General features: G+C 42.7%; 10 protein-coding genes. 9 read left to right on the top strand and 1 reads right to left on the bottom strand.

Annotated elements, in window-relative coordinates:
* Positions 1-54: 54 nt before the first annotated feature.
* From AC6I5B_RS14615 to mnmM, 6 genes are all read left to right on the top strand, one after another.
* The gene (locus AC6I5B_RS14615) at positions 55-2289 is read left to right on the top strand and encodes a heavy metal translocating P-type ATPase (RefSeq protein WP_497773431.1); all 2235 of its coding nucleotides are present in this window, start codon (positions 55-57) and stop codon (positions 2287-2289) included.
* 132 nt (positions 2290-2421) lie between these two features.
* Positions 2422-2781 carry an ArsR/SmtB family transcription factor gene (locus AC6I5B_RS14610; RefSeq protein WP_004614841.1) on the top strand — a complete coding sequence of 120 codons (360 nt, stop codon included), beginning with the start codon at positions 2422-2424 and terminating at the stop codon, positions 2779-2781.
* A 23-nt stretch (positions 2782-2804) separates the two neighbouring features.
* Complete coding sequence (locus AC6I5B_RS14605; RefSeq protein ID WP_144167181.1) at positions 2805-4667, top strand: heavy metal translocating P-type ATPase; 1863 nt, start codon at positions 2805-2807, stop codon at positions 4665-4667.
* A 16-nt stretch (positions 4668-4683) separates the two neighbouring features.
* Positions 4684-5208: a tetratricopeptide repeat protein gene (locus AC6I5B_RS14600; RefSeq protein WP_071144457.1), complete on the top strand. Its 525-nt coding sequence runs from the start codon at positions 4684-4686 to the stop codon at positions 5206-5208.
* Between the two features lie 9 nt (positions 5209-5217).
* A complete protein-coding gene (gene hflX, locus AC6I5B_RS14595; RefSeq protein WP_004614838.1) occupies positions 5218-6468 on the top strand; it encodes a GTPase HflX in 1251 nt (416 codons plus the stop codon).
* A 5-nt stretch (positions 6469-6473) separates the two neighbouring features.
* A complete protein-coding gene (gene mnmM / locus AC6I5B_RS14590; RefSeq protein ID WP_022251118.1) occupies positions 6474-7088 on the top strand; it encodes a tRNA 5-(aminomethyl)-2-thiouridylate-methyltransferase MnmM in 615 nt (204 codons plus the stop codon).
* Here the strand turns inward: mnmM and AC6I5B_RS14585 are convergent.
* Entirely contained in the window at positions 6970-7863 is an 894-nt protein-coding gene (locus tag AC6I5B_RS14585; protein WP_117787691.1) for an AraC family transcriptional regulator, read from the bottom strand. The genes mnmM and AC6I5B_RS14585 overlap by 119 nt on opposite strands.
* Before the next feature lie 127 nt (positions 7864-7990).
* Here AC6I5B_RS14585 and dapF point away from each other — a divergent pair, with 127 nt between their 5' ends.
* From dapF to addA, 3 genes are all read left to right on the top strand, one after another.
* Complete coding sequence (gene dapF / locus AC6I5B_RS14580; RefSeq protein WP_004614835.1) at positions 7991-8848, top strand: diaminopimelate epimerase; 858 nt, start codon at positions 7991-7993, stop codon at positions 8846-8848.
* A gap of 174 nt (positions 8849-9022) precedes the next feature.
* Complete coding sequence (gene addB / locus AC6I5B_RS14575; protein WP_071144456.1) at positions 9023-12427, top strand: helicase-exonuclease AddAB subunit AddB; 3405 nt, start codon at positions 9023-9025, stop codon at positions 12425-12427.
* A complete protein-coding gene (gene addA / locus AC6I5B_RS14570; RefSeq protein WP_497773430.1) occupies positions 12418-16071 on the top strand; it encodes a helicase-exonuclease AddAB subunit AddA in 3654 nt (1217 codons plus the stop codon). The genes addB and addA overlap by 10 nt, the downstream gene beginning before the upstream one ends.
* The last annotated feature ends 2 nt before the right edge of the window (positions 16072-16073 follow it).

The following is a 16073-nucleotide window of genomic DNA, read 5'->3' as shown; positions in this document are numbered from 1 at the left end:
TAAAATATGGTTATATGAACATATGAACAATCGCTCATATGAGGAGGTAGAAAGATGAAACAGAATCATGAAGAACATAAAGAGCAACATCATCATAACCATGAAGCCTGTGGATGTGGTCACGACCATGAACACGAAGTCTGCGGATGCGGACATGACCATGAACATGAGAGTGGTGATAAAGAAAGTCATTCGCATGTTCAATCGGATGCGAAGCAAAAAGTATATATCTTAGAAAATCTTGGTTGTGCAAACTGTGCGGCGAAGATGGAGAGAAAGATTAAGGAATTGCCGGAAGTGGAAGATGCGGTGATCACATTTGCGACAAAGCAGTTAAAAGTTGCATCGAATCATCAAGAGGATCTTCTTCCGGTACTACAGGAAATTTGTGCATCGATAGAGTCTGAGGTAGTGGTAAAACAAAAAGAGTCAAAAGTACACAAAGAAAAACAGGAGGAGAACCAAAAAGCGATAATAGGTATTCTTGCAGGTGCAGTATTGTTTGCAGCAGGGATGATATTTGAGGATTCTTATCCGACAGTGACATCAATTGGATTTGTTATAGCCTATCTGATTCTTGGTGGGAAAATTGTATTACAGGCAGCGAAGAATCTGAAGAAGGGGCACGTGTTTGATGAAAACTTTCTGATGAGTATTGCGACGCTGGCGGCATTTGCAATTGGAGATTTTGCTGAGGCGGTAGGTGTGATGCTGTTTTACCGGTGTGGAGAGTTGTTTGAAGATATTGCAGTGGAAAAGAGCCGTGGACAGATTATGGATGCGGTTGACATGAGACCGGAGGTTGTAAATCTTCTGCATGGAGATGAGGTGGAAGTGATTCCGGCAGAGGAAGCGCAGATCGGAGACGTGCTCCTTGTGAGAGTTGGAGATCGAATTCCGCTTGACGGAGTGATTTTAAGCGGTGAGAGCCGCATCGATACAGCGCCGGTGACAGGTGAACCGGTTCCTGTAAAAGCAGGCGAAGGTGACCGGGTAATCTCAGGGTGTGTCAATACTTCCGGAATGTTAAAGGTTCGGGTAGAAAAGACACTTGGCGACTCTATGGTTACACGGATTCTGCAGTCTGTCGAAAATGCGGCGGCAAGCAAGCCGAAGATAGACCGATTTATTACAAGATTTGCAAGGGTCTACACACCATTTGTAGTAATCCTGGCATTGGGAACTGCAATTATCCCTTCACTGATTACGGGAGATTGGAAATTTTGGATTTATACAGCAATCACATTTCTCGTTATAAGCTGTCCATGTGCGCTCGTATTGAGTGTGCCGCTTGCATTTTTCTCCGGAATTGGCGCGGGATCTAAAAAGGGAATTCTTTTTAAAGGCGGAATTGCTTTGGAGGCGTTAAAAGAGGTCAAGGCAGTTGTCATGGATAAGACAGGGACTATTACAAAAGGAAATTTTGAAGTGCAGAAGTGTATTTCATTGGGGGCATGGAAGGAAGAAGAACTCTTAGCAGTTGCAGCAGGATGTGAGAGTACATCCACGCATCCGATTGGGAACAGTATTGTGGAGGAAGCAAAAAAACGTTCTGTAGAATTGGAACGCCCATCAAAAGTGGAAGAAATATCAGGAAAGGGAATCCGTGCGCAAATGAAACTCGGCGAGGTGCTATGCGGAAACAGAGCCCTTTTAGAAATGCATCATGTGAATGTGCAAATGATGGAGAGCGACGTTTATGGAACCGAAGTATTTGTCGCGATAAATGGAGAGCTGGCAGGATATCTTGTCATTGCGGACACTTTGAAAGAAGATTCCGTTAGTGCAATCAGAAAGATGAAAAAATACGGACTTCGAACAGCAATGCTTACAGGAGATGCCAAAACAAGTGCAGATGCCATAGCCAAAAAGGCAGGTGTAGAAGAAGTGTACGCACAGCTTTTGCCGGAGGATAAGGTAGAAAAATTAAAGGAGATACGTCAAAAGAACGGAGCTGTTATGTTTGTTGGAGATGGAATCAATGATGCGCCGGTGCTGGCTGGAGCAGATGTCGGAGCCGCGATGGGAAGTGGAGCGGATGCTGCGATTGAAGCGGCAGATGTAGTGTTTATGACATCTTCGATGGAAGCGATTCCGCAATCTGTTGCAATTGCAAAAGCGACCGGAGCGATTGCCATGCAAAATGTTGTGTTTGCACTGATTGTGAAAGCTCTGGTAATGATACTTGGACTTATGGGATTTGCAAATATGTGGCTGGCAGTGTTTGCCGATACAGGAGTTGCGATGCTCTGTGTATTAAATTCCATCCGAATTTTATATAAGAAATAAAAGAAGTGCGGCTGTTGTCCTGCGGTGAGTCAGGGGAACAGTCGTACTTATTTTGCAGGAAAGTATTGACCAAACAGAGTACATCATTCATAATTGTTCTATGAATGTCGAGTCATATGAAAGGAGTAAGATATGGAAAAATCGGAAATAGAATGTTGTGGGACAACGCATTTGCATGACAGTCTGGTACACCAGATTGAAGACGGAATGCCGAAAGAAGAAACGATACGAGAATTGTCAGATTTCTTCAAAGTATTTGGAGATATGACGAGAATAAAAATTTTATGTGTGTTGTTTCAGGCAGAGTTGTGTGTGTGTGATTTGGCAGAAGTTGTGGGAATGACTCAATCTGCAGTGTCACATCAACTGAGAATATTAAAACAGATGAAGTTAGTAAAGAATAGAAGAGAAGGAAAGACGGTATTTTACTCGCTGGCAGACGGGCATATACAGAGCATCTTGAATCAGGGAATGGAGCATATAATAGAGTAGAGGCTGTTTGATGAGGGCAGGTTATGAAGGAAAGAATACGTAATAATGTGTACATGACAGTGTGCGGACTTTTGTTGTATTTGGGAAGTGTCTGGCTGAGCAGAAGTTATCATTTGCCGTCGGACATTGCGTTTGGCTGTTTTTTTGCAGCGTACCTACTGGCTGGGTACAGTGTGTTTCAGAAGATTGCGGAACATTTTTTGGAGAAAATTTTTCTGGATGGGAATGTACTGCTTGTAATCACTACAATTTGTGCGTTTGCCGTTGGATATTATGTGGAGGCAGTGGCGGTGATCTTGATTTTTCAGGTTGGACATCTGATCGAGATGATCACAATAGATCGCTCCAAACGAAGAATCAGAGAACTCATCGATGTACATGCAATCCTTGCAAATAAACTGGTAGATGGGGAAGAAATACAGGTAGAGCCGTCAGAGCTTGAAAAGGACGACAGAATCTTGATCAGACCGGGCGAACGAGTTCCGGTAGATGGGATAGTCGTTTCGGGGACAACTTCGCTTGATACACAGATGATTACGGGAGAGGCAATTCCGCGTGAGGAAGAGCCGGGCGGAATTGTATATAGTGGAAGTCTGAATCTGACAGGCGCCATAGAAGTCAAAGTGCTTCATACATATGATGATTCTACGGTGTCAAGAATCTTGAATATCGTAGAAAATGTAGATACGAAAAAGGCAGAAAGTGAGCACAAAGTACAAAGATACATTCAGATTTATGTAGGCTTGATATTAGCGTCGGCAGCGATGCTTGTTGTTTTGCCAAGTCTGTTTGATAAGACATATGAGTATGTGACTGGAATGAAGAGAGTTGTTGTATTTTTGGCGGCAGCCTGCCCATGTGCGATTGGGATGTCTGTATCCACAGCATTTTTAGGCGGGATTCTTTCCGCTGCTAAAAAAGGTGTAATCGTAAAAGGAGGCGTGTATCTGGAAATTTTGGCGAAGGTGAACACCTTTCTGTTCGATAAGACGGGAACGTTGACGGAAGGTGTTTTTGAAGTGCAGGAGGTACATGCACAGTGGCTTACAGAGGAGGAATTATTGGAGATTGCAACATATGTGGAAAGCTACTCGAATCATCCGATTGCTGTTTCCTTGAAAAATGCTTATGGGAAAGAACTTGAAAAGACCCGTATGACTGAGATGGAAGAGATTCCGGGATATGGATTGACAGCAATTTACGAGGGAAAGAAAGTGTATGTTGGAAATGCAAGACTGATGGAAGAAAGAGGCATCCGGTTTCAGGAAATACACAAGTCAGGAAGCGTAATTTACATTGCGGTTGACGGGAAATATGCAGGTTATATCGTCGTTTCAGATATGATAAAAAAAGATGCAAAAGAGATGATTATGTATTTGAAAAAGCATTGTCAGGCAGTCGCTGTGATGGTGACGGGAGATACCCAGTTTACTGGAAAAGAAGTGGCTGAGGAATTGGAATTAGACTATTATTATGCAAATCAGCTTCCGCAGGATAAGGTGGAGCGATTGGAAGAATTTTTGAATATGCAGGACGACACGGAATGTCTTGCAGCAGTTGGAGACGGTATCAATGATGCGCCGGTGCTCACGAGAGCCGACGTAGGGATTGCTATGGGAGCGCTTGGCTCAGATGCAGCGATCGAAGCGGCGGATATTGTCCTGATGGATGATGAACCGTTGGCGCTGGTAGATGCAGTCCGTATTGCAAAGGAGACGTTGAAGGTCATCAGGCAGAACACGGTTTATGCGGTTCTTATTAAAATAATCGTATTGGGATTGGCGCTGTGCGGAATGATAACAATCAAGGGGGCGATCATTTGGGAAGTATGTGTGATTGTGCTTGCGATTGTGAATGCTGCATGGGCATCTAAAAATCCGGCATAATAGAAAAGGAGCAGAGATGAAAAAAAGGAAAATAGCAATGCTTGTCATGACGGGAGTTTTATTGACAGGCTGTATGGGAACAAATTATTTGGAAGAAGGCGTTTCTCAGTTGGAAGAAAAGCAATATGAGGAGGCGAGCAAGTCTTTTCAGAAGGAGATCGATGAAGAAAAGAACTTAGATGAGGCATACCGCGGAATGGGAATTGCATATTTTGAGATGGAAGAATTCGAAAAAGCAATTGATGCGTTCGGGGAGGCATTGGACAATGGGGCAGAAGAAACGGCAACGTTATATAATTTTATCGGTATCAGTAATATGAAAATCGAAAATTATGAGGAAGCGGTATCTGCCTTTGAAAAAGGTATGTCTATGGAGGATTGCTCTGATACAATGAAACAGGAGATGCTGTTTAACACGGTTGTATCATATGAAAAGTTGGGGGACTGGGACAATGCAAAAGAGAAAGTGAGCGAGTATAACGAGCAGTATCCTGGAGACTCGAAGGCAGAAAAAGAAGCAGAATTTTTGGAGACCAGATAGGAGGGCTTTATGGCGGAAATGATAGAACTGAAACAGGTGAAGGAAAAGGTCATTTTGGTCGGAGTCAGCACGGATGATCATGATGATACGGAGAAATCGCTGGATGAACTGGAAGAACTGGCGTCAACTGCAGGGGCAGTGACGGTCGGGCGTGTTGTTCAAAATCTGTCACAGATCCACCCGGTGACCTATGTCGGAAAAGGAAAGTTGGACGAGATAAAAGACCTGTTGTGGGAGACAGAGGCGACGGGCATCATCTGTGATGATGAATTATCGCCGATTCAGCTTGGAAACATGGAAGATGCGTTGAATACAAAGATTATGGATCGAACCCTCATTATTTTGGATATTTTTGCAAACAGGGCGTCGACCAATGAGGGGAAAATTCAAGTAGAACTTGCGCAGTTGAAATACAGACAGTCGCGTCTTGTGGGACTTGGAAAATCATTGTCAAGACTTGGCGGCGGAATCGGGACAAGAGGTCCGGGAGAGAAAAAGCTTGAGATGGATAGGCGTCTGATCAAGGGGCGGATTGCCCAGTTGAACCGAGAATTGAAAGATGTCAAGCGGCACCGTGAGGTGACAAGAGAGCAAAGAAGCAGAAACCAAGTTCCGGTCATTGCGATTGTCGGTTACACAAATGCCGGGAAATCTACACTTTTGAATACACTGACGGGGGCGGATGTGCTGGAAGAAGATAAGCTGTTTGCGACGCTGGATCCGACAACCCGGAACTTAAAACTCCCAAGTAAACAAGAGGTATTGCTGACGGATACAGTTGGATTTATCCGAAAACTGCCGCACCATCTGATTGAAGCCTTCAAAAGTACGTTGGAGGAAGCAAAATATGCAGACATCATCCTGCATGTGGTGGATGCATCTAATCCGCAGATGGATGAGCAGATGTATATTGTCTATGAGACACTGATGAATCTGGAAGTTAAGAATAAACCGGTTATCACGGCGTTTAATAAACAGGATAAAGTAGATGGTGAGGTTATTTTACGTGATTTTAAAGCAGATCATGTTGTGAATATTTCGGCAAAGACTGGTGAGGGATTAGAGAATCTGCAAAATGTAATCGAAGAAGTTTTGCGGGAACAGAAAATTTTAATTGAGCAGCTTTATCCGTATGCTGATGCGGGAAAGATACAATTGATTCGAAAATACGGGGAACTGTTAGAAGAAGAGTACCGGGAAGAAGGTATTTTTGCAAAAGGGTACATTCCGATTGAAATCTATGAGAAAGTGAAACTGTGAGAGAAATGAAAAGATATCAGATTACAGAGTGGTGCCATCATTTTATGGAGAATCATGTGAAAGAAGGAGATCTCTGTATTGATGCGACAGCCGGAAACGGAAATGATACGCTCTTTTTGTGTGAACTTGTAGGAGAGTGTGGACGGGTGTTGGCATTCGACATTCAAAAAGAAGCGGTGGAAAATACGAAAAAGCGGATTTTGGAACATCAGATGGAAAAACGTGCAGATGTTTTTCTGGAAAGTCATGCGAAGATGCAGAAGTATGCAAAGGAAGAAACGGTAGACTGCATCGTATTTAATTTCGGATACCTTCCGGGCGGTGACCATCAGCTTGCGACTAAAGCAGATACAAGTATAGAGGCAATCAGACAGGGACTGCGACTGCTGAAGGTGGGAGGCATGATGAGTCTTTGCATTTACAGCGGAGGGGACAGCGGATTTGAGGAACGGGATGCAATCCTGTCATTTCTGAAATGCCTGGATACAAAATATTATCTTGTTATTCTGAGTTCCTATTACAATCGCCCCAATCATCCGCCGATACCGGTGATGATTCTGAAGTTAAAGTCTGACGTGGCGATTCATGAAAACACTTCCGATAAGCACGGGAAAAAGTAGAATAATCTTGAAAACCACAGTCAAAACAGGCTTCTAGAACCGGAGACCCCTGTAGGATCAAGTCTTTGGCAAAAAGAAGTCGTTTTTGTGTAATATAATTTCCGAGGCTGTATCCGGTCTCGGATTTGAACAGGCGCATCATATAGTATTTGCTTAGATAGAATCTTGAGGCGAGGTCATCAATTGAAAGATGGGCGGACAAATTGGCATTGATATAGTGCAGAATGTCCGCTATTTTTTCGTTGTAGACGGCGGTATCCAAAAAGAAAAGCTGTCTTGCGTGCGCCGCGCGATTGAGATGAATCATAAATTCTAAAAAAAGAACTTGCCTGTAGAGTTCGTTGGCATAGCCATCAGAGGAAAAGGATTCTTCCAATCTTTGGATTGTCTGAAACAAAATACTTTTTTGACGAGTGGGAATCCGAAGCACACTGGATTCCTTTTTTGCTGCTTTTTGAAAACAATATCCCAAGTCGTAGTCCTGTGTACGGTAGTTTTCAATAAAAGTGGGAGAGATGTAAATAATAATCCGCTCATATGGCGTGGTTGTGTCGACGACCGGGCGGTGAATCTCATTATGGCGGACAAGAACCATATCGTAAGGTTCGAGCTGATAGGTTCGTCCCTCGATGGTATAATGCACATTTCCCTTGATTAAAATAGTGATCTTATCAAATTCATGGTAATGATATTTAATATTTGGAATACTCCTGTCTGTCAGATGAAACAACCGGAAATCACTGCTTAAATATCCTTTTTTTTCATAGTGTTCCATATCAAACCCTCCTGCTATGAGAGTATTATATAGCATTATTTGCAATATAGAAAGCATTATTTGTGTATTTGTGACATATAATGCCTGTTAAGATAGAAGTAGTAAAAATGCCGTGGAGGGTGAATGTATGAACGTTGTATTAGAAAAATATCATGGACTTGGAAATGATTACCTTGTATTTGACCCAAATAAAAATGAAATGGAATTAAATGAAGAAAATGTCAGACTGTTATGTGACCGCAATTATGGTATAGGAGCGGAAGGGATTTTGGAAGGTCCTGTTTTTGAGACAGAGCAGATGGGTGTTCGAATCTGGAATCCAGATGGAAGCAAGGCAGAAATGAGCGGAAATGGGGATCGTATTTTTGCAAAATATTTAAAAGATGCCGGTTATGTACAGAAACGAAATTTTCATTTTCAGACACCGGGAGGAGAAATTGAGGTTTTCTACTTAAATGAAGATGGAAGCCGCATTCGTCTTTCGGTGGGAAAAGCATCTTTTTGGAGCGACGAAATTCCTGTTACAGGGGAACGAAGAGAAGTGGTCGATGAGGACATGGTGTTCGGAAGAAACCTGTATCCGACGACTTGTGTGTCTGTCGGAAATCCACACTGTGTGATTCCGATGAAAGAAGTGTCGAAACATCTCGTGTGCAAAATCGGAAATCATTCAGAGATTGCAAGATATTTTCCGAATAAGATCAACACACAGGTGATGCAGGTGATTGATGAAGAAAATATTCGGATTGAAATCTTTGAGCGCGGCGTGGGATATACGCTTGCATCTGGCAGCAGTGCATGTGCTGCAGCGGCAGCTGCATATAAACTTGGACTTACGAATCCGGGTGTGACAGTGCACATGCCAGGTGGTGAGTTGCAGGTGGAGATTCAGGAGGACTGGGAGATATTTGTGACAGGTGAAGTATTTTATATTGGAAAGATGATACTTGGAAATGAATTGAGTGAAAAATTGAGAATGATGTAGAGAAGAGGACTGTCCGCGGTGGATGGTCCTTTGCTGATATTGCCCGAATATTCAAGTGTAAAAGGCATTGCAACTTAAAAACAGATTGTTTATACTAAAGGAGAGAAATATTGACAGAGAAAAAGCAGAGCAGTATTACCAACAAAATCTGAGAGAGCTGAAAGGATAGAAGGAATGGCATTACAGTTTATTATGGGACCACCCGGTTCGGGAAAGTCCCATTATTTATATGAAAAAGTAACAAAAGCATCTTTGGAGCATCCCGAGACCAATTATATTGTGCTTGTGCCGGAACAGTTTACCATGCAGACACAGAAAGATCTTGTGATGGCAAGCCCGAGAAAAGGAATTATGAATGTAGATGTGCTGAGTTTTGGACGACTTGCACATCGTATTTTTGAGGAGACCGGTGGAAACCAGCGAAAAGTTCTTGATGATGTGGGGAAAAGTTTTGTGCTGAGAAAGATTGCGGGGGATTGTGAGGCAGAGCTTCGCGTACTTGGAAGTAATCTGAAAAAGACCGGATACATCGGGGAAGTGAAGTCGGTTATATCGGAATTTACACAATATGATATACAGGAAGAGACGTTGGAACAGATGATAGAAGAGGTGAAAGACTCTTCTAATCTTTATTATAAATTGCAGGATATCAAGACTATTTACCATGGATTTCGAGAATATCTGAGAGAAAAATATATTACAGGGGAAGAACTTTTAGATGTCCTTTGTACTGTGGTGGGGAAATCTAAGATTTTAAAAGACAGTGTGGTTGTACTGGATGGGTTTACTGGATTTACGCCTGTTCAAAATAAGCTTTTGCGTGAACTGTTTGGTGTCTGCAAGAAGGTTGTGATTACAGTGACAATGGAGCAAAAGGAGAATCCATTTTCTTATAAACATCCATACCAGCTGTTTGCATTGAGCAAGCAGATGGTGACTTCCCTGATTACAATTGCCAAAGAGACAAAGACAGATGTAGAGGAGCCGATATATCTATATGACAGACCGATTTATCGATTCCGCGAGAATACAGCGCTTGCATTTTTAGAGGCGCATCTGTTCCGCTATTCAAAAGAGCAGTATGAAAAGGAACAGGATCGTATTCAGGTTTATTGTGCGAAGAATCCGAAAGAAGAGGTCGATTTTGCTGCGCAGAAGATTCGAAATCTGGCTCGGACAAGAGGATACCGTTATCGGGAGATTGCAATCATTGCAAGTGACTTGAACACATATGGAAATCAGATTGAAAAGATTTTTGGAGAATATCAGATACCGATCTTTATGGATCATAAAAGAAGTATTTTGTTGAATTCATTTGTGGAATACGTCAGAAGTCTTCTTGCGATGGTGGAACAGAACTTTTCATATGAAAGTGTATTCCGTTATCTGCGCACGGGACTGACCGGGTTTTCAGACGAAGAGATTGACATTGTGGAGAACTATGTTATTGCACTTGGAATCCGTGGATACAAAAAATGGCAGGAGAAATGGATTCGAAGAGCCAGAGGGATGGAGGAAACGGAATTGGAACGTATTAATGACATCAAAGAACGTTTCCTTATTCAAGTGGAAGATGTGACAATGGTATTAACAAAACGAAACAAAACGGTCTCAGAAGTCACAAAAGCACTGTATGACTTTCTTGTGAAGGAAGAATTGCAAAAAAAGGTAAAAGAATATGAAATTAGATTTGGAAATGACGGAGAACTTGCATTAGAAAAAGAATATGGACAGGTATACCGTATTGTAATTGAATTATTTGATAAGTTTGTAGAGTTGCTTGGAGAGGAACAGATTGCGCTGAAAGAGTATTGTGAATTGTTGGATGCAGGACTTGAGGAGGCGAAGGTTGGTGTGATCCCGCCAAGTCTTGATCAGGTTGTGGCGGGGGATATTGAAAGAACCCGTATCAAGGACATAAAGGCGGTGTTTTTGCTTGGAGCCAATGACATGTATATTCCAGGAAAAGAAAATGCGGGAGGTATTCTCTCAGAGCATGACAGGGAGCTGTTCCAAAAAGGAGGAGTGGTACTGGCTCCGGGAGCGAAAGAAAAAGCATTTATCCAGAAGTTTTATCTCTATCTGCTGATGACAAAACCATCCGAACAGTTGTATGTGACATATAGTAAGGTCTCTGCGGATGGAAAGACACTTCGCCCGGCATACCTGATTCAGGATTTACGGCGAATGTACAAAAAGATGGAAATTCAAGATGCAGATTGTCAGCCAGACAAAAAAGAATTGACACCGAAAAGCGGATTTGCATATCTGATTGAAAAGTTACAGAAAAAACACGAAGGATTGGGCACTGAGTGGCAGGAATTGTATACATGGTACAGACAAAATCCAAAATGGCGAAAAAAAATAGAACAGATAGTGGAAGCTTGTTTTTATGAAAAACCAAAAGATGGTCTTACAACAAGAACAGCTCAACGATTGTATGGGACTATTTTAGAGAACAGTGTAACCAGATTAGAAAAATTTTCGGCATGTGCCTATGCTCATTTTTTATCTTACGGGCTAAATTTGCGGGAACGTGAGGAATATACTTTTCAGGCGATCGATCTGGGAAATATTTTCCATAGTGCCATTGAACATTTTGCAAAAAAACTGGAGGCGGAGGGGTACACATGGACGACGCTTCCGGAAGTAAGAAGAGAAGAACTGATTGAAGAAAGTGTGGAGGAAAGTATTGTGGATTATGGAAATACAATCCTCTATAGCTCGGCGAGAAATGAATATATTATCAAACGTCTGAAACGTATGATGAGGCGCACCGTCTGGGCGCTGACAAAACAGTTGGAGAAGGGCGATTTCATGCCGGGCGGGTATGAGATTTCTTTCGGAGGAGCATCCGGACTATCCACATCGGACATTGCGCTGGATGGACATGGGCGAATGAGACTGCGTGGAAAGATTGACAGGGTTGACATCTGTGAGGATGAGGACAATGTCTATGTCAAAGTGATTGATTATAAGACGGGGGCGAAAGCGTTTGATCTGGGGGAATTGTATTATGGCTTACAGTTGCAGCTCGTTTTATATCTGAATACGGCATTAGAACTGGAGAGCAGAAAAAATCACGGGAAAACAGTGATACCTGCCGGGATTTTTTATTATCAGATGAAAGATCCAATCGTGGACAAGGAAAAAGATGAAGAAAAACTGGAAAAGAAAATATTAAAAGAACTGCGTTTGGATGGCGTGGTGAATGCAAGGGAAGAAGTGGTGCGGCATTTGGATAGGGAGATATCCGGAAATTCACTTGTTGTGCCGATCGGGCGAAATAAAGACAGGAGTCTGTCAAAGGCATCCAAAACAGCGACACAGGAAGAGTTTGAGCTGATTTCAGAGTATGCCAAGAAGCAGATGAAACAGATTGGGACAAGAATATTAGAAGGGGAGACGGAGGTGTCCCCATATGAGCTTGGAACGATGACAGGCTGTAGTTACTGTCCTTACAAGGCGATTTGCGGATTTGAAGAAAAAATTCCGGGATATGAATATCGGAGACTGCAGAAACTGAAAAAAGATGAGGCGCTTATGAAGATGAGAAAGGAGGTGTCAGAGTGGGAGTAACATTTACACCGGAACAAAAGCAAGTTATTGACCTGCGAGATCGAAATATTTTGGTATCGGCAGCAGCCGGATCAGGAAAGACTGCGGTGCTTGTAGAGCGTATTATTACGAGGCTTACAAAAGATCAAAATCCGATAGATGTAGATCAGCTTTTGATTGTGACCTATACGGAGGCAGCAGCATCAGAAATGAAAGAACGTATACGTACAGCAATTGAAAAAGCACTGGAGGAGAATCCGGATAATGTGCATCTGCAGCGTCAGGCGACATTGATTCACAGTGCACAGGTGACGACGATCCACAGCTTCTGTCTCTCTGTCATAAGGGATTATTTCCATACGATCGATCTGGATCCGGGATTTCGGATTGCCGAAGAAGGAGAACTCAAACTACTTAAGCATGACGTGATGGAAGAGCTTTTAGAAAGGTATTATGAAGAGGGGAGTCAGACTTTTCAGGAATTTGTAGAGTGTTTTGCATCTGGAAGAGACGATAAGAAACTAGAACAGCTTATTTTGCAGCTATATGAATTTTCAAGAAGTTATCCGAATCCGAAAAAGTGGCTGCGGGAGTGTGTGGAACAGTATGAGTTTGACAGTCTGCAGGAGCTGGCAGAGTCAGAGTTTGTAGAACATATTATGCGCAATACCAGATCTTATATGAAAGATCTCAAAGAAACTATTGTATCAGGGTTGCAAGTATGTGACTGCGAAGATGGGCCGTATATGTATCGGGAGACTCTGGAAGCAGACTTGCAGAATATAGAAAAAATTAATAGTGCAGAAGACTTTTTGGAGATGTCCACCTTGATTTCTAAGGTGAAATGGGCAAGGCTTGCAACCAACCGCGATAAGAGTGTTTCGGAAGAACTGGCTGCCTATGTGAAAGGTGTCCGGGAGGAAGTCAAGAAGACGGTGGCTTCGGTTGTAGAACAGTACTTTTTTGACGCTCCCGAAGAATTGTATCAGGATATGCTCTCGGCAAAATCGAATATGGAAGTGCTTGCACAGCTTGTAAATGATTTTGCCGATACCTTTGCGGAGAAGAAAACTGGAAAAAATATGATTGATTTCGGAGATATGGAACAGTTTGCTCTGCGGATTTTGACATTGGAAGAGGGCGGAAAACTAGTGCCGTCTAAGGCTGCCAAAGAGTATCAGGAGAGATTTGCGGAAGTTATGATCGATGAGTATCAGGACAGTAATCTGATTCAGGAGGCGATTCTGACGAGCGTATCCAAAGTCTCTAAAGGAAGCTATAATATTTTCATGGTGGGGGATGTTAAGCAGAGTATCTATAGGTTCCGTCTGTCAAGACCAGAGCTTTTTATGGAAAAGTTCAACACATATAGTCTGGAGGAGAGCGACAAGCAGAGAATTGATTTACACAAAAATTTCCGAAGCAGAAGAGAGGTACTTGACAGTACGAACTTTATTTTTGAACAGGTCATGACAAAAGGGCTTGGAGGCATCGCATATGATGACAAAGCTGCGCTCTATGTCGGAGCAGCCTATGAAGAACAGGCTGGAAATGAGACAGAAGTTATTTTGGTAGATACGGATTTTGAGGATGAGGATGATCAAAAGATGGAGGAAACGAACCGGGAGCTGGAGGCGAGAGCTGTGGCGAGGCGGATCAAAGAACTTGTCGGTCATCACATGGTATTGGATAAGGAGACGGGGGAATACCGGACTGCCAGATATAGTGATATCGTAATTTTAACGCGGAGCCTGAAAGGATGGACAGATGTATTTACGAATATTTTGAACCGGGAGGGGATTCCGGCGTACAGCGGTTCTAAGGAAGGGTATTTTGAGACGAGAGAAATTCGGACAATTTTGGACTATTTGCGGATTTTAGACAATCCGAGACAGGATATTCCGTTTGCGGCAGTGCTGACCTCCTGTTTTGGCAAGCTGACGAGTGAGGAGCTTGCGAATATACAGTGTGAAGGGGAAGGAAAGACATTCTATGAGCGGACATTGTTCTATTTGGAAAATGGAAGTGACGAAAATCTCAAAGAGCGGATCACAGATTTGTTGAGAAAGTACGAAAGATTCCGAAGAAAAGTACCTTATACGGCTATTCACGCATTGCTATGGGACATCATAGAAGAGACAGGATATGGAGATTATGTGGCATCTTTACCTTCCGGAGAACAGAGAAAGGCGAATCTGGAGATGCTTGTGGAGAAAGCAGTGAGCTTTGAGAGTACCAGCTACAAAGGATTATTCCATTTTATCCGCTATATCGAGCAGCTTCATAAATATGATGTGGACTATGGAGAGGCATCTGTTTTGGATGAACAGGCAGACACCGTCAGGCTAATGAGTATTCACAAAAGTAAGGGCTTAGAATTTCCGATTGTCTTTGTGTCCGGCATGAGCAAGCGATTCAATACACAGGATATCAAAGGAAGTATTGTGATTCATCCTGAATTTGGTGTCGGAATTGACGCGGTGGATGTAGAAAGAAGAACGAAGGCACCAACATTGTTGAAACGGATGATTCAAAGAGAAGTGTTGATGGAAAATGCGGGCGAAGAACTTCGTGTTTTATATGTGGCACTTACAAGAGCGAAAGAAAAACTCATTATGACGGGGACAATATCGAATTTGGAACAGAAAATAAGAAGTTATGAAGGGCTTCGCAGCCATGAGGAAACGGAGCTTACATTCAGCAGACTGACAAAAGCAAATTCCTATTTCGACTGGGTACTTCCGGCACTTTACCGTCATGCTTCCTTTGCACCGATCTTAGAGACGTACAATATAGGAGCGCCGTTTATGAATCCGCTGTATGATCGTGATGTGCCAATCCGGGTATACAAAATGGGAATCGGAGAGATTGTCGCGGGGGAAGTTGCAGAGGAGCTGAGCGGACAGTATACGAAAGAGCTGTTGCATAACTGGGATGATACTCGCACCTATGATGAGCAGATGAAAGAACAGTTGGAAATACAGTTCGGGTATCAATATCCATATGAGCGTGAGCGAAAACTGAAGCAAAAAATGACGGTATCAGAACTGAAAAAACGTGCTTATTTGGAAGAAGAAGCCGGAGAACTTGTGTTTGATGAGGCAGATGTCGTTCCCCTTCTTCCGAAATTTTTACAGGAAGAGGAGGAGCTTACCGGGGCATCAAGAGGAAGCGCTTATCATAGATTGCTGGAATTGCTTGATTTCTCGAAAAAGTATGATGAAGTGACATTGAAGGAACTGATCGAGGAGCAAAAACGAAGCGGAAAGCTGTCGGAGGAGATGTGTACTTCGATTCGGGAGAAGGATATTTTACGGTTTTTAAACACACCTGTCGGAGAGAGAATGCATCGAGCGGCAGTTCGGGGGACACTGTGGGCAGAGCAGCCTTTTGTTCTTGGAATAGATGCAGATGAACTTTATAAAGGGGAAAGCCTGGAAGAAACTGTTCTCGTTCAGGGAATCATCGACGTCTGGTTTGAAGAAGATGGAGAATTGGTTGTTTTGGATTATAAGACAGACAGAGTGTTCAAAGAAGAGATATTGAGGGAAAAATATCATACACAGCTTGATTATTATGCGCGGGCATTGGAACAGCTTACAGGAAAATGTGTAAAAGAGAAGATTATTTATTCCTTTACAATGCAAAAAGAAATCGAGGTGTGAAT

The sequence above is a fragment of the Faecalimonas nexilis genome (genome assembly GCF_059731825.1).
The sequence above is the reverse complement of the archived record's forward strand: the minus strand, read 5'-3'. Positions and strand labels throughout refer to the sequence as shown.

What these genes read in the sequence shown, in the direction of transcription:
- AC6I5B_RS14615 (WP_497773431.1), top strand. Translation starts at nt 55, where the DNA reads ATGAAACAGAATCATGAAGAACATAAAGAGCAACATCATCATAACCAT.
- AC6I5B_RS14610 (WP_004614841.1), top strand. Translation starts at nt 2,422, where the DNA reads ATGGAAAAATCGGAAATAGAATGTTGTGGGACAACGCATTTGCATGAC.
- AC6I5B_RS14605 (WP_144167181.1), top strand. Translation starts at nt 2,805, where the DNA reads ATGAAGGAAAGAATACGTAATAATGTGTACATGACAGTGTGCGGACTT.
- AC6I5B_RS14600 (WP_071144457.1), top strand. Translation starts at nt 4,684, where the DNA reads ATGAAAAAAAGGAAAATAGCAATGCTTGTCATGACGGGAGTTTTATTG.
- hflX (WP_004614838.1), top strand. Translation starts at nt 5,218, where the DNA reads ATGGCGGAAATGATAGAACTGAAACAGGTGAAGGAAAAGGTCATTTTG.
- mnmM (WP_022251118.1), top strand. Translation starts at nt 6,474, where the DNA reads ATGAAAAGATATCAGATTACAGAGTGGTGCCATCATTTTATGGAGAAT.
- AC6I5B_RS14585 (WP_117787691.1), bottom strand. Translation starts at nt 7,863, where the DNA reads ATGGAACACTATGAAAAAAAAGGATATTTAAGCAGTGATTTCCGGTTG.
- dapF (WP_004614835.1), top strand. Translation starts at nt 7,991, where the DNA reads ATGAACGTTGTATTAGAAAAATATCATGGACTTGGAAATGATTACCTT.
- addB (WP_071144456.1), top strand. Translation starts at nt 9,023, where the DNA reads ATGGCATTACAGTTTATTATGGGACCACCCGGTTCGGGAAAGTCCCAT.